The sequence below is a fragment of the Gilliamella sp. W8128 genome (assembly GCF_016100545.1).
GTDB lineage: Bacteria > Pseudomonadota > Gammaproteobacteria > Enterobacterales > Orbaceae > Gilliamella > Gilliamella apis.
On the sequence record NZ_JACFSE010000006.1, the window covers coordinates 206,255 to 228,962 of the forward strand.

Annotated in this window: 20 protein-coding genes; 7 read left to right on the forward strand and 13 right to left on the reverse strand. The window is 34.7% G+C overall.

Going from position 1 to position 22,708, the window contains the following annotated elements:
• Positions 1-203: 203 nt before the first annotated feature.
• The gene (gene satP, locus H3U97_RS08010) at positions 204-782 is read left to right on the forward strand and encodes an acetate uptake transporter (protein WP_034903495.1); all 579 of its coding nucleotides are present in this window, start codon (positions 204-206) and stop codon (positions 780-782) included.
• 70 nt (positions 783-852) lie between these two features.
• Here the strand turns inward: satP and H3U97_RS08015 are convergent, their stop codons facing one another.
• The 12 genes from H3U97_RS08015 to polA all read right to left on the reverse strand — a co-directional run bounded on the left by H3U97_RS08015 (position 853) and on the right by polA (position 14,681).
• Positions 853-1,788, reverse strand: coding sequence for a hypothetical protein (locus tag H3U97_RS08015; protein WP_198198668.1), 936 nt, complete (start codon positions 1,786-1,788; stop codon positions 853-855).
• A gap of 120 nt (positions 1,789-1,908) precedes the next feature.
• On the reverse strand, positions 1,909-2,352 hold the full coding sequence (locus H3U97_RS08020; RefSeq protein WP_065651396.1) for a PTS sugar transporter subunit IIA: 444 nt from the start codon (positions 2,350-2,352) through the stop codon (positions 1,909-1,911).
• Positions 2,353-2,367: 15 nt separating this feature from the next.
• Positions 2,368-2,865 (reverse strand): PTS sugar transporter subunit IIB, encoded by a 498-nt coding sequence (locus H3U97_RS08025; protein WP_065577934.1) that lies wholly within the window; start codon positions 2,863-2,865, stop codon positions 2,368-2,370.
• 38 nt (positions 2,866-2,903) lie between these two features.
• Entirely contained in the window at positions 2,904-3,764 is an 861-nt protein-coding gene (locus tag H3U97_RS08030) for a PTS system mannose/fructose/sorbose family transporter subunit IID (protein ID WP_065577935.1), read from the reverse strand.
• Between the two features lie 43 nt (positions 3,765-3,807).
• Positions 3,808-4,632, reverse strand: coding sequence for a PTS sugar transporter subunit IIC (locus H3U97_RS08035; RefSeq protein ID WP_065577972.1), 825 nt, complete (start codon positions 4,630-4,632; stop codon positions 3,808-3,810).
• A gap of 61 nt (positions 4,633-4,693) precedes the next feature.
• Positions 4,694-5,674, reverse strand: a complete 981-nt coding sequence (locus H3U97_RS08040; protein WP_198198669.1) for a D-isomer specific 2-hydroxyacid dehydrogenase family protein — start codon at positions 5,672-5,674, stop codon at positions 4,694-4,696.
• A 338-nt stretch (positions 5,675-6,012) separates the two neighbouring features.
• Entirely contained in the window at positions 6,013-7,686 is a 1,674-nt protein-coding gene (asnB, locus tag H3U97_RS08045; RefSeq protein ID WP_198198670.1) for an asparagine synthase B, read from the reverse strand.
• 164 nt (positions 7,687-7,850) lie between these two features.
• Entirely contained in the window at positions 7,851-8,195 is a 345-nt protein-coding gene (locus tag H3U97_RS08050) for a YdbL family protein (RefSeq protein WP_198192256.1), read from the reverse strand.
• Between the two features lie 141 nt (positions 8,196-8,336).
• The gene (locus H3U97_RS08055) at positions 8,337-8,522 is read right to left on the reverse strand and encodes a YnbE family lipoprotein (RefSeq protein ID WP_173795303.1); all 186 of its coding nucleotides are present in this window, start codon (positions 8,520-8,522) and stop codon (positions 8,337-8,339) included.
• A gap of 18 nt (positions 8,523-8,540) precedes the next feature.
• Positions 8,541-10,145, reverse strand: coding sequence for a YdbH domain-containing protein (locus tag H3U97_RS08060; RefSeq protein WP_065651398.1), 1,605 nt, complete (start codon positions 10,143-10,145; stop codon positions 8,541-8,543).
• A 58-nt stretch (positions 10,146-10,203) separates the two neighbouring features.
• Positions 10,204-11,634, reverse strand: a complete 1,431-nt coding sequence (gltX, locus tag H3U97_RS08065; RefSeq protein WP_086321139.1) for a glutamate--tRNA ligase — start codon at positions 11,632-11,634, stop codon at positions 10,204-10,206.
• 272 nt (positions 11,635-11,906) lie between these two features.
• Positions 11,907-14,681, reverse strand: coding sequence for a DNA polymerase I (gene polA, locus H3U97_RS08070; RefSeq protein WP_198198671.1), 2,775 nt, complete (start codon positions 14,679-14,681; stop codon positions 11,907-11,909).
• Between the two features lie 204 nt (positions 14,682-14,885).
• Here polA and folE point away from each other — a divergent pair, with 204 nt between their 5' ends.
• The 5 genes from folE to ispH all read left to right on the forward strand — a co-directional run bounded on the left by folE (position 14,886) and on the right by ispH (position 20,993).
• The gene (gene folE, locus H3U97_RS08075; protein ID WP_065577943.1) at positions 14,886-15,545 is read left to right on the forward strand and encodes a GTP cyclohydrolase I FolE; all 660 of its coding nucleotides are present in this window, start codon (positions 14,886-14,888) and stop codon (positions 15,543-15,545) included.
• A gap of 123 nt (positions 15,546-15,668) precedes the next feature.
• Entirely contained in the window at positions 15,669-16,607 is a 939-nt protein-coding gene (ribF, locus tag H3U97_RS08080) for a bifunctional riboflavin kinase/FAD synthetase (protein ID WP_065577944.1), read from the forward strand.
• Positions 16,608-16,644: 37 nt separating this feature from the next.
• Positions 16,645-19,452 carry an isoleucine--tRNA ligase gene (gene ileS / locus H3U97_RS08085; RefSeq protein WP_198198672.1) on the forward strand — a complete coding sequence of 936 codons (2,808 nt, stop codon included), beginning with the start codon at positions 16,645-16,647 and terminating at the stop codon, positions 19,450-19,452.
• Between the two features lie 118 nt (positions 19,453-19,570).
• On the forward strand, positions 19,571-20,041 hold the full coding sequence (gene lspA, locus H3U97_RS08090; protein WP_198198673.1) for a signal peptidase II: 471 nt from the start codon (positions 19,571-19,573) through the stop codon (positions 20,039-20,041).
• A gap of 1 nt (position 20,042) precedes the next feature.
• Complete coding sequence (ispH, locus tag H3U97_RS08095) at positions 20,043-20,993, forward strand: 4-hydroxy-3-methylbut-2-enyl diphosphate reductase (RefSeq protein ID WP_198198674.1); 951 nt, start codon at positions 20,043-20,045, stop codon at positions 20,991-20,993.
• Here the strand turns inward: ispH and H3U97_RS08100 are convergent.
• Positions 20,990-21,244, reverse strand: coding sequence for a YfhL family 4Fe-4S dicluster ferredoxin (locus tag H3U97_RS08100; RefSeq protein WP_065614797.1), 255 nt, complete (start codon positions 21,242-21,244; stop codon positions 20,990-20,992). The genes ispH and H3U97_RS08100 overlap by 4 nt on opposite strands.
• Before the next feature lie 269 nt (positions 21,245-21,513).
• On the opposite strand from H3U97_RS08100, the gene H3U97_RS08105 reads away from it, so the two are divergent.
• Positions 21,514-22,707 (forward strand): efflux RND transporter periplasmic adaptor subunit, encoded by a 1,194-nt coding sequence (locus H3U97_RS08105; RefSeq protein ID WP_198198675.1) that lies wholly within the window; start codon positions 21,514-21,516, stop codon positions 22,705-22,707.
• Position 22,708 lies beyond the last annotated feature (1 nt).

Below are 22,708 nucleotides of genomic sequence, written 5' to 3' on the forward strand. Positions count from 1 at the left end.
TATTTCTTATATATAAGACTGAAAACATCGTTTTCAAGTCCCATTTTAGATAAAGAAATGTTTTTGTTTTCACATAAATGGGAACAATATTATTAATATCAAGGGGTGATACAAAATTATTTTTTACAAAATCTTGATTATCAGCTTTTCAACACTTATTATTGCCGCTCTTTTTTTTACTAAAATTAATTTATAGGATCCTTATGGAACAAATAAAACTTGCAAATCCAGGTCCACTTGGACTAATGGGTTTTGGTATGACTACAATTTTATTAAATATTCATAATGCAGGATTTTTTCCAGTTATGACGGCAATCGTTTCTATGGGTATTTTTTATGGTGGATTAGCCCAAGTAATCGCAGGAATTTTAGAATTCCGTAAAGGAAATACCTTCGGAACAACCGCGTTTACTTCATACGGTTTCTTTTGGATTGCTTTAGTTGGTATTTGGTATTTACCTACTTCACCAGCAACTGCACCTACCGATGCAACTTTTTTAGGGATTTTTCTAGCACTGTGGGGTATTTTTACCGCATTTATGTTTATTGGTACATTAAAAGCTAACCGAGCATTACAATTTGTTTTTGCCAGCTTAACCATTTTATTCGCTCTATTAGCAATTGGTAATATTTCTGGTAACCATGACATTATTCATATTGCTGGTTTTGAAGGCATAATTTGTGGTGCGAGTGCAATTTATCTTGCGATGGCTGAAGTTCTAAATGAACAATTTGGTCGTACAATTCTACCTATTGGTGCAGCAAAAGGTGCTACACATTAGTTCATCATAATTCTGATACCTACCCAATTCTATCGGTAGGTATCAAGTTCTTTTCCGCAACAATCCATTATCATTTTTCATTCATCAATGCTCGGCATACATCTCGTAGCGATTGTGTATGTTTTTCTAATCTTTCATCAGATAAATAATTATCTTTAGACGAGTGAGCATTTTTTATAAGAATTTTATTATCTTCATTTATATGACCTGATGTGATCATAATGTAATTAGATAATTGAGTTTCAATACTCCCATCATGAAAATGAACATCCGCTATATTTAGATCAGATCCTTGTGGTTTAAAAAAAACTAAATCATCACCGTTCGCAATACTATCCAAGAAAATAAATTTTTTATCTTTGATTTGTTTAGCATAGCTTTCTAACATTTTTAAACCATATTGGCCACTATTGCCGCCATCATAAAGAACAAAAGCAATTTTTTTCTTTTCTTTTTTATCTAACTTATTAATAAGATTAATAATAGTAATAATACTTGATGAATTACAAATGAAATTTTTAGTGTTTGGAATGCCACTTTTAAATTTGGCAATTAAGAAAAACAATAGCACTGTTGAAACTATAGCTGAAATGCCAGAAACACTAAAAAAGCCATTAATACGGATATCAGGTAAAAAAACGAGGTAATTTAATATTAATGATGCAATGAATAAAAATATAAACGGGGCAACACTAATAAAGTAAGTCAGCTTACTAAATTGTGATTGAAAAGCATACGTTTTCTGCAAATTAAAATTATTGATGCCTGTATCGTAATTAGTACAAATAACGACCTCTGCTTTATTAAGATCGCCGATATAAGCATTATAATAATTTTGATAACGTCTAGTTGCTAATTTTAATTTAGATAGTTTCGCATCCACTTGATAACCTAATGGCGCTAATTCCTTAGATATTACCCTTAAAAAAGAGATTTTCTCTTTTGGATTAAACCTTTTACCAAATATGATGCCATATCGTAAAATCAGATCTTTCAATATTTCCATTATTAATAAACTATTTTTAAATAAAGTTAGACAATATAGTTAATATGATTTTTAAAATCATATTAACTATAAATAGATTAAGATAAAAATTAACTTAATAACATTAAATTAGTTATTACATTAATAGTCATCATCATTTTCATTGTTGTTTGATTGAGATATGTTGGCAATGGCATCTTGAATATTTTCATGCCCAGCCTCGATACATTCGGCAGTAAGATCATTCAATGACACAGAATCTCTATTACATACTGCATTAATTACCATAGGCAGACTCATACCAGTAATGACTCGAACATTCATACCAAGCTCATTCCATTGTGGAACGCATTGCATCGAAGCATTATATGGAGATGCGCCATAAAGGTCGACAAATATAAGAACACCATCGCCAGAATCTAAAGATTTTGAACAATTGAATAAATCAGTTTTTAACTGATTTATATCTTGTCCAGGATTAAGTGATAATGATTCAAATTGGCTTTGTTCTCCAACAATCATTTTCACACTGTCTTTTATTCCAGCCGCCATACTTCCATGGCTAACTAATAAAACACCGATCATATTATTAATCCTATATTATTCAAACATTTTAATTACTTCACTTAAAGGTACTTTCTTTAATGAAGGCGTTGCTTGGCAATAAATATCCATATTCGGAAAACTATTTTGTAAATCAATTAATAAATCGAGTTGCTCTTTATTAATCGATACTTCTTTAATGATTGAGGTTGCCCCTGGTACCAGTGGTAAACCGCCAATATTAAGATTAGTTACAGGTACGCCAGATTTAATAATTTTATACATTACTTCAATATTTTTAGTAATTAAAATAACGTTAAAATCATCATATTGACGATCGTTCCAATACCTAACCGCACCATCTTCTTTTAATACTCTAATTTTATGACCAGTGCTGGCACCTGCGCCAAGAATAATATTTTTGGTGAATTCATCATTTGCCGAATAATCATCTGCAACAAATAAGGCATTAGCTCCGGCCGCTTTTGAAACATTTGTTGCAACTTGACCATGAATAAGACGACTATCAACCCGAGCTAAAACAACTTTTCCCATAATTTAAAACCTCTATTATTATTTATATTTAATTATTTTTATAAAATACCAATTGCGGCTAAAACACCAAGAATAACAGTTAGCCCAATTAAAGCTCTTGTTACTTTCAATCCTTTCTTAGAAAAATAAAAATACAGTCCCATTACAACAACAAGCGGTAATACTCCAGGTAAAATCTTATCCAGTGTATCTTGTATAATGAAATCTTTACCAGATAAGGTAAATTTTAAACTTGAAGAAACTTTAATATAGCTAGCAGCTAAAATACCCATCATAAATAGACCTAAAATAGATAAGGCTTCTATGATCATCTGCATCTTATTTCCAACGACTTCTGTTGCCGCATTTCTACCTAATTTAAATCCTAATTGGGCAAAATAGTAACCAACAAATAGTTGATATAAAACAAATGCAACAAATGGGAACAATGCACCTATCGCTAAACCTTCTTGCGCCCAAGGTAATGCGATGGCAATAAAAATATATTGTATAGTACCCGAGTCAATCGCATCCCCGATACCAGCCAAGGCTCCCATTAAACCGGCTTTAGTGTTATAAAGCACATCATTATCGATACTAATCGGTTTGTTTTGATAAACTTCATCAGCACGCACCGCTTCTAGTGAAGCCATAATTCCTGAAATTGTTCCACCACCCCACGTAATTTGAGTATTAAAAAATAACAAATGCCGTTGATAAGCAGCAGCTAATTCACTTTTTGATTTATATAACTTTTTAAGAATTGGCATTAATCCCCACATTAATGATGCCGCAAGATAACGGTCAAATGAGTGTGGAATTTCATTGGCATAATACCAACGTAACCATGCAAATGTGATATCTTTTTTAGTAATCGTTTCTGGCTTTAGATCAATACTTTCTTGTACTATTTCTGTCATTATAAAATTCCTCTTTCTAATTTATTAATCAAATAACTAATGATTAATAATCATCGTCATCAACTTGATTGTTATTATTTGAATTATTTCTAGGTTGATCTACCGCAGAATTTACTGCTTCATTTTTTGCAAGAACAAAAATAAACGCAACTATTGCACCAACTATTGCGTAAGTTACCATGGTAACATTTAGTGGTTTGGCAATAACCGCCATAAAATAGGCAAGTAAGAAGAAAATGATGTAGCTTTTTTTACCAATAACATAAATGGTTAACGCAATACCCACAGCAGCAAGACCGTCACCAATTACATTAAGAATATGGAAAACTAGTCCTCCGGCATTCGATTTAATTACATCAGCAATAATTGGTGCCCCAAAATATAACGCAACAAACATAAACGGTATGAACAATGCAAAGCTACAAATTATTGGTAATACGATGATAGAAAAGGTTAATCCTTTACTATTAGCTTCTTCGGCATATTTTTCTGTTAATTTCATAATCATGGTATTAAAGAAAAATCTTAATTGATACAAGTAAGATCCTAATAATCCTACCGGTACTGCCACAGCAACAGCAGCTTTTGGTTCCATTTTACCCAACAGTGCGACGGTGACAGCAACTGCTGTTGCTATAGCTGGTTCTGATGGCATTTGCCCACCAGGCGAAAAAACACCCATATAAATCAACTGAATAGCTGCTGTTGTTATCATTGCATTAGGAATGTCATTAAACACAATCCCAACGATTAAACCGGTCATCATTGGTGTAAATCGCAACGTTAAAGTAGCACCACCTAGACCCCGAGACATTACCATTGCAACCCATATTGATATAATAGCTGCTTGAAGAAACGTTACATGCATTTCTTGCATATATAAACTCCTTACTATTTTTATAATTAATTAGTTAGTTTCAGTTAAATGATTAAGAAACCACCGATTGTAGCTCTAAGTTATTAACAAAATTTTCTACATCTTGTACACATTTTTCCCCCATACCTTGCAGACATTCAATTGCATAAGCAGAAGTATGCGGCGTAACAAGAACTTTAGGATGTTTAACTAAAGGATGATCACTGTATGAAGGTTCAACATACATGACATCTGTTGCGTGACCAGCTACAGTGCCATTATCGAGCGCATTTAAAAGTGCAGTTTCATCAATTAATTCGGCTCGAGCAGTGTTAGTTATATAAACGCCTTTTTTCATCAAAGAAAATTGCGGTGCTTTTAAAATATGATAACTAGTTTCATTTAATGAGGCATTTAACGAAATGATATCTGCATTTTGCAGTAAATAATCTAACTCAACAATTTCAATATTATTTTTGTTAGCCCAATCAACATTAACTTTTGGGTCAACCGCCAATAGGCGAGCATTAAATCCATGTTTGAAAATTTCTGCCACGCGACTACCAATGTTGCCACAGCCAATAATACCAATTACTTTACCCGTAACATTGATACCTAAAAAAGAGGCTCTTTTCTTCCATTCATTTGATTTAACCGCTTCTTGTGATTGAACTGTTTGTCTAATTAATGCAAGTAAATTAGTCACTGCATTTTCAGCAACAGCATCACGTTCAACCAAAGGAGGTACGATAGTAACTATTGTGCCATGCTCTTTGGCAGCAACAACATCAACATTATTAAATCCGATGCCATGACGGGAAAGTAATAGTAGCGGTTGTTTTTTATTATCAAAAAACTCTTTGTTAAAAAAAGGACGGACACTGGCAATAACAATATTAAAATCTTGCAATGCTTCAGCTAATTCCTTCCCTGGAATATTATTTTCAAAAGTAAAATGTTTTACTTCACCTATTTTTTCTAATCTTTCTAGATGATTAGGAAAATATTTTCCAAAACTACTTGAGTTGATTATAGCGATTTTATAATTTTTCACTCAATGCTCCTAATTCATGATTTATATACTTATATAAAGTTATTTATAGGAATATAAATATTATTTTATTTCCATTCAGCCACAATGTGACTGGTAACATTTAGTATAGTTTATAAACTTTTTAAAAAAGTGAATTTAGATCACATATTTAATAAAAAATTATTTTCTATAATTATTAGAGAGCAAGCTGAATAAATAAGAAAGGAAAATTGGAGAATAATTGTTTGAATATATTAATTATTTTCATAATCGCATAATCTAAATATGAAAATTTTTAACAAATTATTTAGATATAAAAAAAGGGCATAATGCCCTTTTTCAGATTGAATTAGTTAATACTACTTTTTATAAGCATCATTATGTACACCAACCGCTGCGCGGCCTGATGGATCATTTAGATTTTTAAATGACTCATCCCATTCGATCGCTTTAGCTGTTGAACAAGCTACTGTTGGACCACCAGGTACGCAATGTGCAGCACTTTCAACTGGGAATAATTCATCAAAAATTTCACGATACATATAAGCTTCTTTTGAAGCTGGAGTATTGTATGGGAAACGGAATTTTGCATTTTCCAACTGTTGATCGGTAATTTTGCTTTCGGCAATCTCTTTTAAGGTATCGATCCAACTATAACCTACACCGTCAGAAAATTGCTCTTTTTGACGCCAAACCACTGATGCTGGTAAATAAGATTCAAATGCTTCACGAACAATGTGTTTTTCCATTTTACCGTTACTACCACACATTTTATCTTGTGGGTTAATGCGCATAGCAACATCTAAGAATTTTTTATCTAAGAATGGTACCCGAGCTTCAACGCCCCAAGCAGCCATTGCTTTATTAGCACGCGCACAGTCATACATATGCAGTGCCGCTAATTTACGCACAGTTTCTTCATGGAACTCTTTAGCATTTGGCGCTTTGTGGAAATAGAGATAACCACCAAATACTTCATCAGCACCTTCACCTGATAGAACCATTTTAATACCCATAGCTTTAATTTTTCTTGCCATTAAGTACATCGGTGTTGAGGCACGAATCGTTGTTACATCATAAGTTTCAATGTAATAAATTACATCACGAATTGCATCAATCCCTTCTTGTATTGTGAAGTTAATTTCGTGGTGAACAGTACCTAAATGATCAGCAACGGCTTGAGCAGCTTTAAGATCAGGTGCACCTTTTAAACCAACCGCAAATGAGTGTAATTGTGGCCACCATGCTTCTGATTTTTCATGATCCTCAACTCGACGCGCAGAAAACTTTTTAGTAATCGCTGAGATAACTGAAGAATCAAGTCCACCAGATAGTAAAACACCATAAGGAACATCAGACATAAGATGGCTTTTTACTGACTCTTCTAATGCAACACGAAGTTCATTGATATCTGTCTTATTATCTTTGACATTATCATATTCCATCCAATCTCGTTTGTAGTAGGTCTTAATTTCACCCTCGGTGCTAGATAGATAACAACCAGGAGGAAATGCTTCAATGGTTTTACAAACAGGTACTAAAGCTTTCATCTCAGAAGCAACATAAAATGTACCATTTTCATCATATCCCATATACATTGGGATAATACCAATATGATCGCGACCAATAAAATAGGTACCTTTGTTGATGTCATAAAGAATAAAAGCAAACATACCTTGTAGTTCATCAAGACAGTGAATACCTTTTTCTTGATATAAGGCTAGAATAACTTCACAGTCAGATCCTGTCTGAAATTCATAACGATCTTTGTACTGATTTCGGAGTTCTTGATGATTATAAATTTCGCCATTTACCGCTAAAACTAGGGTTTTGTCTTTATTATAAAGCGGTTGAGATCCTGTATTAACATCTACAATTGATAAACGTTCATGAGCTAAAATAGCTTTATCAGAAGCAAAAATACCAGACCAGTCAGGTCCACGATGACGTTGTAGACTTGATAGTTCTAATGCTTTTGTTCGTAGTTGTTCTGGATCTGATTTAATATCAAGAATACCTAAAATCGAACACATTGATTTTCTCCATTTAAAATCGCCAAAGCGATACTATTTACAAATAAAACTTATTTTAAATATTATTACAAGCAAAGCATAAAAATAACAGCATACACATTATTGGTTAACAATTAAAGTACAATATCATTATACTTTTTCTATTGTTGTAATAAAGTTTGCTATTATTTTTTTAACCACTGCCCTTGTTTTTCTATATATTGGCCTGCTGGCGTTTTTTCTTGTGCTTTACTACCAGCTCGGCTCTGCACGTCAGACAATGGTACTTTAGTTTCTGCAGATACTTTTTGATATTGCTGTTTGCGAGCCTGATTAATTAATTGAGCAATTTCGCTAGCATTACCTTCATTTTTGACCACGCCTAGGTAACCATCAGCTTGTTCACCAACCAACCCATTAGCTTTGGCTTGACTTAATTCATTAATTGCCTGATCTAAATTTAAAGCAAAAACTGGTAAAGCTAATATTATTGATAATAATGCTATCGTTGCTTTTTTATAGATATTCATAATAACCCCCTTATTAAATACATCATATTAAATTGTATTAAATATGTGTAAAATTTATTAAAAAATCATCTTATGTTCCGCAAGAGTAATTTTTTAGATTCATGACATTATTTGTAAATAACGACCGATAATAATATTAATTTAGTATAAACCTGATTTATTGATAATGTTATCTAAGGCTTTATCAACTTTAATATTAATTTCATGATCAATCTTAACATTCAAATTGATATTAATTGGTTCATTTGGCGCTTGTACCTTGACCGTTGGTGTACAGCCAATTAATACTGCGCTACACACGATAATAGTAATCATATTTTTTAGCATAATATAGCCTCTTATCTATCAAGATTTCCTTTTCAAATACGCTTCAATACGTTTTCGTATGGGTTCGTTAATCTGATCGGAAAGTTGTAAACTTATCAACAATTTTGCAATATTTTCTTCAAGATTAATATTTAAATTTACTGCTTTACCATTCTCAACATCTCGGTTATTGCCTTGGATATTTAATCCTAACTTAGCAATCTCATTAGCATAATTAACCGTACCTGACAATTTAGTATAATGAAAATTTTTAATAATATCAGTGAGAATTTTCATATTAGGATTGGCTTGTGCATAATTTTGCAATGCTGAATTTTCAAACCGTAAAAAGCCCTCATTAACCGTTACTAATTGACCATTTTTGATAATAACTTCGGTCAAAGCAGTGCCTTTTTTAGTAGAAGGTAATAAAGTAATCGGTAAAACACCATCTATCGCCCCTTCTCCAGCTAAGCCTTCGGCGGGATATTTTGTAAAAATATCTTTTAACTGTATCTTTTTTAACCTTAAAGTAAATTTTTGGGGTAATTTTGCTAAATTCAATTGCCCTTTATCAAGAGAAACAGAGCCAGAAAAAATAGCTGCTTGTGCTAATTGCCATTTTACAACTCCTTTATTTGGTGCAGCTAAAGATGCTGAATAACTTCCAGCTAATTTTATTTTTTCAAAAATAACACCAATATTCACTTGTTGAATGGTTAATGCTGAAGTTGTAACAGTAAATTGATTATTGTTAAATAAAAGATTTATATCCCCCAAGGCGGATTTAAATTCGCTAGCTTTATATATGCCGTCAAATTTATTAATTGTTAATGTTGATTTGACGCTAACTTGATTAGCTTTAAATGGAATAGGCAATACTGCATCAAGTGTTAATTTTCCGATTAATGGTTTAATAATTAAATCATCGAAGAAGTTCGCTTTTTCAATATTAACTTGTGCTTTATCGGTACTCTTTAAAGTAAATAGCTTATCGGTTAAAACACCGCTGAATGGTAAAGTTAAACTACCTTTTTCAATACCAAAATACGATAAGGATGTGGTCAAAACACCATTTTCAATTTCAATTGATGAATTTAATTGATTAAATGAGATATCAGCAGCAAGCGTTGCCATATCCTGAGTGTTACTGGCTAAATTGAGTTGCAAAGTATTTTGATTTTTAACTACTGCAACTTTCAGATTAAATAACTCACTATCTTGCTGGTGTAATGTTAAATGTTCAATGTTAATATTTGTTGGTAACCAGGCAATAATAGTTGAGATCAATGAAGGTTCAAAAGTAGATTGATCAAGTTTTTGTAATTGATCATCAGCAACCTTCGCTACAGCTTGTGTATTGGTTAAATCGGCTTTTTGCCAATAGATATCGATATTTTTAGCGCTTAGCTGTGACCATGATATTTTCACATCGCTGGCTGTTACTGATAATTGTGATGGCTGAGCAATATTTAGTTCAGCAAAAAATAAACCATCCCAGCTGATGTTAATACCTTGCCAGTCTATCGAAAGATTATATTCATCCTTAAATGCTAACCAATAACGCCATCCAGATAAACCTACTATGATTATAATCAACAGTATAAACGACGGAATCCAATAACGTTTCTTTAAGCGAGCCATAATAAACTCTCAACAAGATAAAGTGAATCGCCGAGTTATTATCGGCGATTAAATGAGATTATGCTTGAGTTTGTTCTCTGTTAGCAATATAAGCCAATGCTTTATCTATACGGGCTAAGGTGCGTTTTTTTCCAACCGCATAAACAGTAGCATCAACTGAAGGTGATTGACCAATTCCGGTTACAGCAACCCGAAGAGGCATACCAACTTTACCCATACCAACCTCAAGCTCTGCTGCTGTTGCTTCAATGGCATGATGAATTTTATCTATTTGCCAATCAAAATCAGAAATTGCTTCAATTTTAGCCTTAACCACTTCTAATGGCTCTTTGGCAACAGGGCGCAAATGCTTTTTAGCAGCATCAGCATCAAACTCAGCAAAATCTTGATAACAATAGCAACTTGATTCAGCCATTTCTTTCAATGTTTTACAACGTTCGCCAAATAATTTGACGATAGTAATCAAATCTGGGCCTTGAGTTAAATCATAACCTTGTTGATTCATATGCCAAACTAAATGTTGCGCGACATAATCAGCATCTAAATGGTTAATATAATGATGATTTAACCAAAGTAATTTTTCAGTATTAAATGCACTTGCCGACTTACTGACTGCATCTAAAGAAAAGTAACTCACCATTTCTGGCACCGAGAATATCTCTTGATCACCATGAGACCAACCAAGCCTAACTAGATAATTTAATAGTGCTTCAGGCAAATAACCATCATCACGATATTGCATAACACTTACCGCACCATGACGTTTCGAGAGTTTTTGCCCATCATCACCTAAAATCATCGATACATGACCATATTCAGGCAGTGGAGCCCCTAATGCTTTTAAAATATTAATTTGTCGAGGGGTATTATTAATATGATCTTCACCACGAATAACATGGGTAATTTCCATGTCCCAATCGTCTACCACGACACAAAAATTATAAGTTGGAGATCCATCAGTACGACGAATTATGAGATCATCAAGCTCTTTATTGGCTATTTCGATCGGTCCACGAATTAAATCATTGAATATCACAACGCCATCAACCGGATTAGCAAAACGAACAACATGCGGTTCGCTATGGGAATGTTGTTTTTGCACTTCATCACAGCGGCAATGACCATCATAACGCGCTTTTTCGCCTTTAGCCATTTGCTCTTCACGCAATTTTTCTAGGCGCTCTTTTGAACAATAACAACGATAAGCCGTACCATTAGCTAACATTTCATCAATCACTTGATTGTAACGATCAAAGCGTTTAGTTTGAAAATATGGGCCTTCATCCCATGATAATTTCAACCAATTCATTCCTTCCATAATCGCTTCAATCGCTTCTGGCGTTGAACGCTCAAGATCGGTATCTTCAATACGTAATACGAAAGCGCCTTGTGCATGGCGAGTATATAGCCAAGAATAAAGTGCTGTACGGGCACCACCCACATGTAAGTAACCGGTTGGGCTCGGTGCAAAACGGGTTTTAATTTTCATGAAATAATCCTATTAATAACAAAAAAGAACACTCAAACGTCAATTCGTTGCTCGCGCTCTTCTTTATTTAAACTCTTCTCATAAATGAGAAAAGTACTAACATTTTGTAATAAATTCAATTTAATTGATTATTCTAACATGCCAAAAGGTTTCGGCAAGCCATCGCTAATAGCATAAAATTAACAACTATTTTATAAAAGTATTGAATAATTAACTATATATTTTAGTATAAAAATCAAACTATAACGTATAAGTTAATTTTAATAAAAAGATTAATGCGCTTCATCCCAATTATTACCAATACCAACATCAACTTTTAACGGTACTGAAAGTTGGTAACAATTCTCCATAATTGATTTAATCAACGCACTATATTCACTCACCAACTCTTCTTTAACCTCAAACACCAGCTCATCGTGTACTTGCATCACCATTCTGATATTACCTGTCGGTTGTTTTTTTATCCACTCACTCATTTTAATCATAGCGGTTTTGATGATATCTGCAGCAGTACCTTGCATAGGAGCGTTAATTGCCGCACGTTCAGCACCGCGTTTTTCAATACCATTGCCAGAAATGATTTTTGGTAAATATAATCGTCTTCCGGATAGAGTTTCCACATAACCTTGTTGCATTGCCAATTGGCGTGTTTCTTCCATATAAGTTTGTACGCCAGGATAACGTTCAAAATAACGATCAATATAGGATTGTGCTTCTTTACGAGGAAGATTAATTTGTTTCGATAATCCAAATGCACTCATACCATAAATCAAACCGAAATTGACTGCTTTTGCACGTCGTCTCTCTTCGGCTGTAATATCTGCCTCTGGTTTAGTTAATACTTCACTCGCGGTGACCCTATGAATATCTTTATCATTAGCAAAGGCGCTAAGCAGACTTTGATCTTGTGATAAATGCGCCATAATGCGCAACTCTATTTGCGAATAATCGGCTGAAATAATCTTATAACCATTTGGTGCAATAAATGCTTGCCGAATTCGCCGCCCTTCTTCATTACGTACTGGGATATTTTGCAAATTCGGATCATTTGATGACAACCGCCCTGTTACCGTACCTATTTGGTTGTAATTGGTATGAATTCGATGGTCTATTGGACTTACCATCAGTGGTAATTTATCAGTATAGGTATTTTTCAGTTTTGCCAAGCTACGATAAAACAAAATTTTACGCGGTAAAACATACTGCTCAGCAAGTTCACTCAACACATCTTCACTAGTTGATGGATCACCTTTTGGTGTCTTTTTTAAAACAGGTAACTGGTGTTTATCAAATAAAATAGCTTGAATCTGTTTTGGTGACGAAGGATTAAATTTTTCACCTGCGAGGAAATGTAATTCGGCCTCTAATTCTAGCATTTTTTTATTTAATTCAATGGAATAGTCATTTAACTGTTTAGTGTCAATTAACACTCCTGTCCTTTCCATATCGGCCAACACAATCGCCAATGGCATTTCAATATCGGTAAATAACTTGCTGAGCTTTTGGTCTTTTTCCAGTTCCGGCCATAGTTTCTGATGAAGTTGCAGAGTAACATCTGCATCTTCAGCGGCATATTGCGTAGTTTTTTCAACTTCAATAACATCGATAGTGACTTGTTTTTTGTCAACCTTGGTTAATTCATTATAAGTAATAGTTTTAAGATGCAAATAACGATTTGCCATACTATCCATATCGTGTCGTTCATTACTATTTAAGACATATGACTCCAACATTGTATCATAAGCAATACCTTGCACATGGATATCATAATTAGCTAACACACTATAATCAAATTTGGCATTTTGGGCGATTTTCTTAATTGCGGGGTCTTCTAATATTGGTTTTAATTTAGATAATACCTCATTTAATGGTAATTGATCTGGCACACCAAGATATTGGTGATTAATTGGAATATAAGCAGCTTGATGAGGTGTAACGCTTAGCGATATGCCAACCAATTTAGCATGAAGATGATCAACATTATCCGTTTCTGTATCAAAAGCAAACTGCTGACAGTTAGCTAATTTACTGATCCAATCATCTAATTGCTCATGGGTTAATATACATTGATAATCTGTATCAATCTTATCTTTAACGGTATCGTTTTCCTGTGAAAATAATGACATATTTTCAATATCATTAGCAGTTAGTTTTTGTTTTTTTAAAAAATTACCCGCTATTAATTCTTTTTGCCAACGATGAAAACCATAATAAGCAAATAATTCGACTAATTTATTTACATCAATATCTGAAACAAGTAGTTGTTCATTGGTAAAATCTAATGCTACATCAGTTTTAATGGTAGCTAATAGATAAGAAAGCTCAGCATCCTTTTGATTGTCTATTAATTTTTGCTTTAATGATTTAGCACCTCGAATCGATAAATTTTCAATATCGTCTAAATGGTCATAAATATCTTGTACACTATCAAAAGCCGTTAATAAAGCTTGTGCTGTTTTTTCTCCAATCCCAACTACACCAGGTATATTATCGGAATTGTCGCCTCTTAATGCTAAATAATCTATAATTTTTCCTGGTGGCACACCAAATTTATCCATGACTCCTTGCGGATCAAGCACCGTATTATTCATGGTATTAATCAGTGTAACTTTATCACTCACTAATTGCGCTATATCTTTATCGCCAGTACTAATGAGTACCTGAAGATTTTCTTTTTCTGCTTGTCTGGCTAAAGTCCCGATCACATCATCAGCTTCAACACCTTCAATGCAAAGTAATGGTAAACCCATCGCTTTTAAAATGGTGTGAATTGGTTCAACTTGTGGCTGTAAATCTTCCGGCATCTCGTCACGTGTTGCTTTATATTCACTATAAATTTCATTACGAAACGATCCACCTTTAGCATCAAAAACTACCGCAACATGGGTAGGATTATATTGATTCATCAAGCTACGAATCATATTAACAACACCAAAAATTGCCCCAGTCGGTTCACCATTGGCATTGGTTAAAGGCGGACATGCAAAAAAAGCCCGATAAAGATAAGAAGATCCATCAATTAAAATAATTGGCGCATTATTTGGCATAAATAGTTACCCAAATGTTATTCAATTTAATAACCATAAGTATAACCTAATTAACAACAATATTCTCGTTGGCTCCGATAATATAGTGTAAAAATAATCCAGATAATAACAATCTTTTATTCAATCCAATTAATGAAAATTACTGTATATCACAATATGAGTAATATATAATGTGACATCTATTTTCGCCTGAGTACTAAATAAATGACAGAATTAAGTCCCGCTGCACAAAAAGTCAAAGAAGCATTAGCAGCTAAAAATCTTGAAACCCCATCATGTCGTTTAGCTATGGAAAATAGCGAACGGAAAGCTAAAATAGAAGCGCACTTCCGAGAAATCATGAAACTCATGGAACTTGATTTGCATGATGATAGCCTTAGCGAAACGCCACACCGCGTTGCCAAAATGTATGTTGATGAGATCTTTTCCGGACTTAACTATCATAACTTCCCCAAAATCACCCTGATTGAAAACAAAATGCAGGTTGATGAAATGATCACTGTTCGTGATATTACATTAACCAGTGTTTGTGAACACCATTTTGTTACCATCGACGGTAAAGCGACCGTTTCTTATATCCCCAAAGATAAAGTGATTGGTCTATCGAAAATTAATCGGATTGTTGAATTTTTCTCCCAGCGTCCGCAAGTACAAGAAAGATTAACCCAACAAATTTTGGTTGCCTTGCAAACATTATTAGGCACAGTCAATGTTGCCGTTTCAATTGACGCTACCCATTATTGTGTGAAAGCTCGTGGTATTAAAGATTCCAATAGTTTAACCACTACTACCGCATTAGGTGGCGGATTTAAAACTAATCCAAGTACTCGACAAGAGTTTCTAAGAGCATTAAAACACTATTAATCAATCACAATATTGCTGATACCGCCATAAAAAGGCTAATTGTTATTACGTGCATCTTCAAGAAAGATTGGTATAATTGGCAGCTATTTTAGTGAAAACATAATAATTAACTAACACGCTTTAATGAAGATAATCCGCGGTATTGAGAATTTAAACAATGAATTTACTCAATGTGTAGTTACATTGGGCAACTTTGATGGTGTGCACTTAGGACACCAACAATTAATAAATCATTTAATAGAACAAGGTAAAAAATTAAACTTGCCAACAGTGGTTATGTTATTTGAACCTCAACCTTTAGAGTTTTTTAGCAAACAAAATGCCCCGGCAAGATTAACGTCATTTAAAGAAAAAGTGCAGTTAATTGAAAAACTCGGTATCGACTATATTATCGCGGTTCCCTTTACCCAAACCTTTGCCAATATGTCAGCTAATGCATTTATTCAAGATTGGTTGATTAACAAATTGAGTGCTAAATATATTGTTATTGGTGATGATTTCCAATTTGGCCGTGACCGCAAAGGCGATATCAATCTGTTACAACAATATACTCAAAATAACCAATTTTCGGTTGAAAGTATGCCAACCTTTGTTTGGAATAATTTAAGAATCAGTAGTACAGCTGTTCGTGAAGCACTGTTTAATAGTGATTTTGAATTAGCTCGTTGCCTTTTAGGTCGTGATTACGCCATTCAAGGCAGAGTGGTGCATGGTAATGCGTTAGCAAGACAATTAGGATTTCCAACCGCCAATATTCATTTGAATCGAAAAAAACCTGCTTTACAAGGGGTCTATTTTGTCAAAGTCAAAAACTGTTGTAGCAATCAATATTATCATGGCATTGCCAATATCGGTATTAGACCAACCATTGAAGGTAAAAAAGCAATTTTAGAGGTGAATATATTTGACTTTTCAGGTGATATTTATGGACAATATTTAGACGTTATCTTTGTCTGTAAATTACGCGATGAGAAAAAATTTGACTCTTTAGCAGATTTAAAACAACAAATTTCACAAGATGTTTGCACTGCGAAACAGATCAGTGCAAAATTAACCAATTAAAAAGTAGTATCAACAAAAATAACTGGAATAAATCAGCATGACAGACTATAAAAACACATTGAATTTACCGGAAACTGGATTCCCTATGCGAGGCGATCTTGCTAAACGTGAACCAGCTATGTTGCAAAATTGGTATGATAAAGAACTTTATCGCAAAATCCGTCAAGTAAAAAAAGGCAAAAAATCTTTTATTTTGCATGATGGCCCTCCTTATGCAAACGGAAAACTTCATATCGGTCATGCCGTTAATAAAATAATTAAAGATATTATCATCAAATCTAAAGGTTTAAGTGGTTATGACTCCCCGTATATTCCAGGATGGGATTGTCATGGATTACCGATAGAACAAAAAGTTGAAGAGCAGGTTGGTAAACCAGGCGTAAAAGTAACACCAGCTGAATTTCGCCAAATTTGTCGTGATTATGCGGCTTCACAAGTTGAACTACAAAAAGCTGATTTTATTCGTATGGGTGTACTTGGCGATTGGCAAAATCCATATCGTACAATGAATTATGATACTGAGGCGAATATTATTCGGGCTTTAGGTAGAGTGATCGAAAATGGTCATTTAGTCAAAGGGGCTAAACCGGTTTATTGGTGTACCGACTGTATGTCAGCCTTAGCGGAAGCCGAAGTTGAATATTATGATAAATCATCACCGGCAATTGATGTCAAATTTAAAGCAACTGACAATCAAGCAGTAGCAAACAAATTCGGGATTAATACTGATTTAACTATTTATGCGGTTATCTGGACCACCACACCATGGACATTACCAGCTAGCCGAGGAATTGCGCTTAATGCAACGGTAGAATATCAATTAGTCCAAATCAATGATAAAGAGTGCTTAATTTTAGCTGCTGATTTAGTTGAATCAGTCATGAAACGTGCTGATATCACTGATTGGAAAATCTTAGGTTCTTGCCAAGGTGATGCGCTTGAATTATTACGTTTCAAACATCCGTTCCTCGATTTTGATGAGCCAATTGTACTTGGTGAACACGTTACTGTTGATGCGGGTACTGGTGCTGTTCATACCGCTCCAGGTCACGGTGCTGAAGACTTTATCGTTGGCCAAAAATATGGCCTTGAAGTCGCCAACCCAGTTGGAGGTAATGGTTGTTATTTACCAGGAACAGGCGCTGGTTTAGATGGTTTATTCGTTTTTAAAGCCAATAAAGTAGTCATTGAGCTATTAAAAGAACACAATGCACTATTACATTTTGAAAATATTGAACATAGTTACCCGTGCTGTTGGCGACATAAAACACCGGTAATTTATCGTGCAACACCACAATGGTTTATCAGCATGGATAAACAAGGTTTGCGTACTCAATCGCTAAAAGAGATTAAACAAGTTCGTTGGATCCCTGATTGGGGTCAAGCCCGAATTGAAACAATGGTGGCAAATCGTCCGGATTGGTGTATTTCACGTCAACGTACATGGGGCGTACCAATGACGTTATTTGTACACAAAGAGACTGAAGAGTTACATCCAGACACACTACAGTTAGTCGAAAAAGTCGCTAAATTAGTTGAGCAAAATGGTATTCAAGCATGGTGGGATGCCGATATTAAAGATCTATTAGGTCCCGATGCCGATGATTATCGTAAAGTACCAGACACGCTAGATGTATGGTTTGATTCAGGTTCAACATTCTACTCAGTTGTTGGCGTACGTCCTGAGTTTGAAGGACATGAAGCGGATATGTATTTAGAAGGTTCAGATCAACATCGTGGTTGGTTTATGTCTTCGTTAATGTTATCAACTGCAATTGATAACAAAGCACCATATAAACAAGTATTAACGCATGGCTTTGTGGTCGATGGACAAGGTCGTAAAATGTCTAAATCGCTAGGTAATATCGTTACACCACAAGAGGTAATGAATAAATTAGGTGCCGATATTCTACGATTATGGATTGCTTCAACCGATTATTCAGGTGAAATGAGCTATTCAGATGAAATCATCAAACGAGCAGCTGATAGCTATCGTCGTATCCGTAATACTGCCCGTTTCTTATTGGCTAACTTAAATGGTTTCGATCCAGTTAAAGATATGGTTAAACCTGAAGATATGGTGGTACTCGATCGCTGGGCAGTCAGTGTGGCAAAAGAGGCTCAAGAACAGATCATTCAGGCTTATGAAAACTATGATTTCCACAAAGTTGTACAACGTATTATGCAATTTTGTTCAATTGAGATGGGGTCATTCTATTTAGATATTATCAAAGATCGACAATATACGGCGAAAAGCGATAGTATTGCCCGTCATAGCTGTCAAACGGCGTTATATCATATTGCGCAAGCAATGGTTCGTTGGATTGCACCTGTTTTATCATTTACTGCAGATGAAATTTGGCAATATCTACCGGCAACAGAAAAATCAGAATTTGTGTTTGAAGATGAATGGTACACATCACTATTTAGCCTGTCTGAGAGTGAAACACTAAATAGCGCTTACTGGGCACAAATTTTAACTATTCGTAGTGAAGTGAACAAAGTGTTAGAGCAAGGTCGTAATGATAAAGTCATTGGAGGCTCACTCGAAGCAGCAGTTACACTTTATGCCAATAGCGAAATTGCTACGGCACTTGCGAAATTAGAAAACGAATTACGTTTTGTATTACTGACTTCACAAGCAAGTGTTAAACCGTTAGACAGTGCATCACAACAAGCAGTACAAAGTGATATTCAAGGTCTTAAAATTGAGCTTGCTAAAGCACAAGGCGATAAATGCCCTCGCTGCTGGCATTATACTGTTGATAACAATCCTACCACTCACTTATGTAAACGCTGTGAAGAAAATATTCATGGCAATGGTGAAGTAAGACATTTTGCTTAACCACTAACAGTTAGTGATAGGAATAGAAAAGAGCTATAAAAATAATCTTATAGCAATTAACTAAGTACATTTACCGCCGACGATTGTCGGCGGTATTATAATAATGAGCATAGACTATATGAAAAAAGATAACGGACTTTACTGGTTATTATTGGCGGTAGTGGTTTTTGTTATAGATATCGCAAGTAAATTTTGGATTGTAAAGAATTTTTTCCTTTTTGAATCAGTAAATCTACTTCCCTTCTTCTCAATAACATATGTCCGCAATATTGGTGCCGCATTCAGTATATTTGAAGGTCAACGCTGGATACTGGCAGCAATTGCCTTTATTGTCAGTACAGTAATTATTTATATGCTATATCGCAATAAGCATAAACAAAAACTAGAAAACTTCTCATTAGCATTAATTTTAGGCGGTGCGTTAGGCAACCTATTCGACCGTCTCTATCACGGTTTTGTTGTTGATTTCTTAGATGTTAATTTTGGTGATTGGCATTACCCAACGTTTAATATTGCCGACTGTGCTATCTGTTTAGGTATTGGCGTCTTTATCCTAAGCAATTATGTAAAACCGAAAAAGACGGATTAACATGCAGATTATCCTTGCTAATCCACGTGGTTTTTGTGCTGGTGTAGATCGAGCGATAACCATCGTTGAACGAGCAATCGAACTGTTTGGCGCACCGGTTTATGTGCGCCATGAGGTCGTTCATAATCGTTATGTGGTTAATCGTCTTAAAGAATTAGGCGCAATATTTATTGAAGAAATCAATGAAGTACCTGATGATAGTATCCTGATTTTTTCCGCTCATGGCGTATCTAAAGCGGTTCGAGATGAAGCTAAACGTCGTCAACTACGGATATTTGATGCAACATGTCCTTTAGTTACCAAAGTTCATATGGAAGTTGCTAGAGCAAGCTATCGAGGAGAAGAAGTTATTCTTATTGGTCACGCTGGCCATATTGAGGTCGATGGTACTATGGGGCAGTATAGCAATCCTGACGGTGGTATTTATTTAGTCGAATCCATTGAAGATGTGCAGAACCTGCAAGTAAAAAACGACCAGCATCTCTGTTTTACAACCCAAACAACGTTATCTGTTGATGATACTGCTGAGATAATTGCAGCGTTAAAAAATCGCTTTCCGAATATTCGCAGCCCTCGTAAAAATGATATCTGCTATGCGACCACCAATCGCCAGCAAGCAGTAAAACAGCTATCATCTCAAGCCGATGTGGTTTTAGTGGTTGGTTCGAAAAACTCGTCAAACTCAAACCGATTAGCTGAACTGGCAAGGCGAAACAGTAAACATGCTTATTTGATTGATTTCGCATCCGATATTAATCTTGAGTGGCTAGTTAATGCTCGAACTATCGGCGTAACAGCTGGAGCATCAGCACCAGATATTTTGGTTAAGCAAGTTATCGATCATCTAAAAAGTCTAGGTTGTACATCATTGGTTGAAACCGAAGGAATTTCAGAGAATATCACCTTTGAAATTCCAAAAGAATTACGCATAGAGATTAAATCGACTAACTAAGAAGAATGGGTTAGTTGCTTAAATTTTTCTAATAACTGCTCTTGGCTTTCGACACAATCTGGATCAGCAATAATTGCATTTTGAATCGGACAAACTCGCTGGCAAGTCGAATGATCATAATAACCAACACATTCAGTACATTTATTTGGATCAATTTCATAAGTATCAAACCCCATTGAGATAGCCTCATTTGGACACTCGGGTTCACACATATCACAATTAATACACTTTTCGGTTATTTTTAATGCCATTGCTATAATATCTTTAACCAGTAAAAAAATTGGCGCCATTATAACGCAATCGCCAATAATTCCTAATACGGATCTACATTGCTATCGCATGATTATTAAAATTTTTGCAAAAAATTTTGAGGAAAGGGGTTTTTTAAAACAAAATTCAGCACAAAAGCTAATTAATTTTCATAAAAATTACAATTTATTATCTTTAGTTATCATTGCAAATTAAATTAATACGTTACAATGCTCAAAAAAATAACAAAAGAAATAAAAGGATGAAAAGATTGGCAAAATTCTTAACATTTAGATCCATCGTTATTACGGTTATTGGTTTAATTCTGCTGTACATAGTAAAATTAATTTTATTTCCTGCTGAACCAAACATTAATTATATAACGTCAACGGTCACTAAAGCGAATATTGAGAAAACGGTACTTGCTGATGGCACTATAAGTGCTTTCAAACAAGTTAGCGTTGGTGCGCAGGTTTCTGGGCAAATTAAAAAATTGTATGTTGAGCTCGGTGATGAGGTTAAACAAGGTGATATGATTGCTGAGATTGATGATCTTAAGCAAAGCAATGATCTTAAACAATCCGAGGCGTCTCTTAATAGCTTAGAAGCCCAACGAACCTCGAAGCAAGCAAAATTAGTCAATTATCAATTAACCTATGATCGTCAATTAAAGTTGGTTAAAAAAGGGGTTGGCGTCCAATCTGATTTAGATTCTGCCAAAGCAGATCTTGATGCAATTAAAGCCGATATTGCTGCCCTTGATGCAGATATTGTTAGTGCTCAAGTTGCAGTTGATACTGCAAAAGTCAATTTAGGCTACACGAAAATACGCGCACCAATTGATGGTGTTATTGTTGCTATTCCAGTTGATCAAGGACAAACCGTAAACTCGGTACAAAGTGCACCAACTATCGTTAAAGTTGCCCAACTGGAGAAAATGACCATTGAAGCACAAATTTCCGAAGCTGATGTTATCGGTGTTAAAAAAGGAATGCCGGTTTATTTCACTATATTGGGACAACCAAACAAGCGTTTTGATGGACTAACATTGCGAGCTATTGAACCAGCCCCTGACTCAATTAATACCGAAAGCTCAGCTAACTCAAGTACGTCATCGACCACCAAAAGTGCAATTTATTATAACGGTTTACTGGATGTCGATAATCCTGATCATATTTTACGTATTTCTATGACAGCTCAAGTTTATATTGTACTAGCAGAAGCAAAAGATGTCCTAACCATTCCATCACAAGCTATCCAAAAAAATACAGATAAAGATAAAGCGATTGTTTATGTTCTGAATAATCAAAATAGTATCGAAGAGCGAGAAGTCAATTTAGGGATTAATAATAATATTAATGTTGAAATCAAATCAGGTCTTAAAGAAGGAGAAGTTGTCGTTGTTAGTAGTGCAAATGGTGCAACATTTAATCCAAATAACAAAGGACCAAGGATAAGATTCTAAG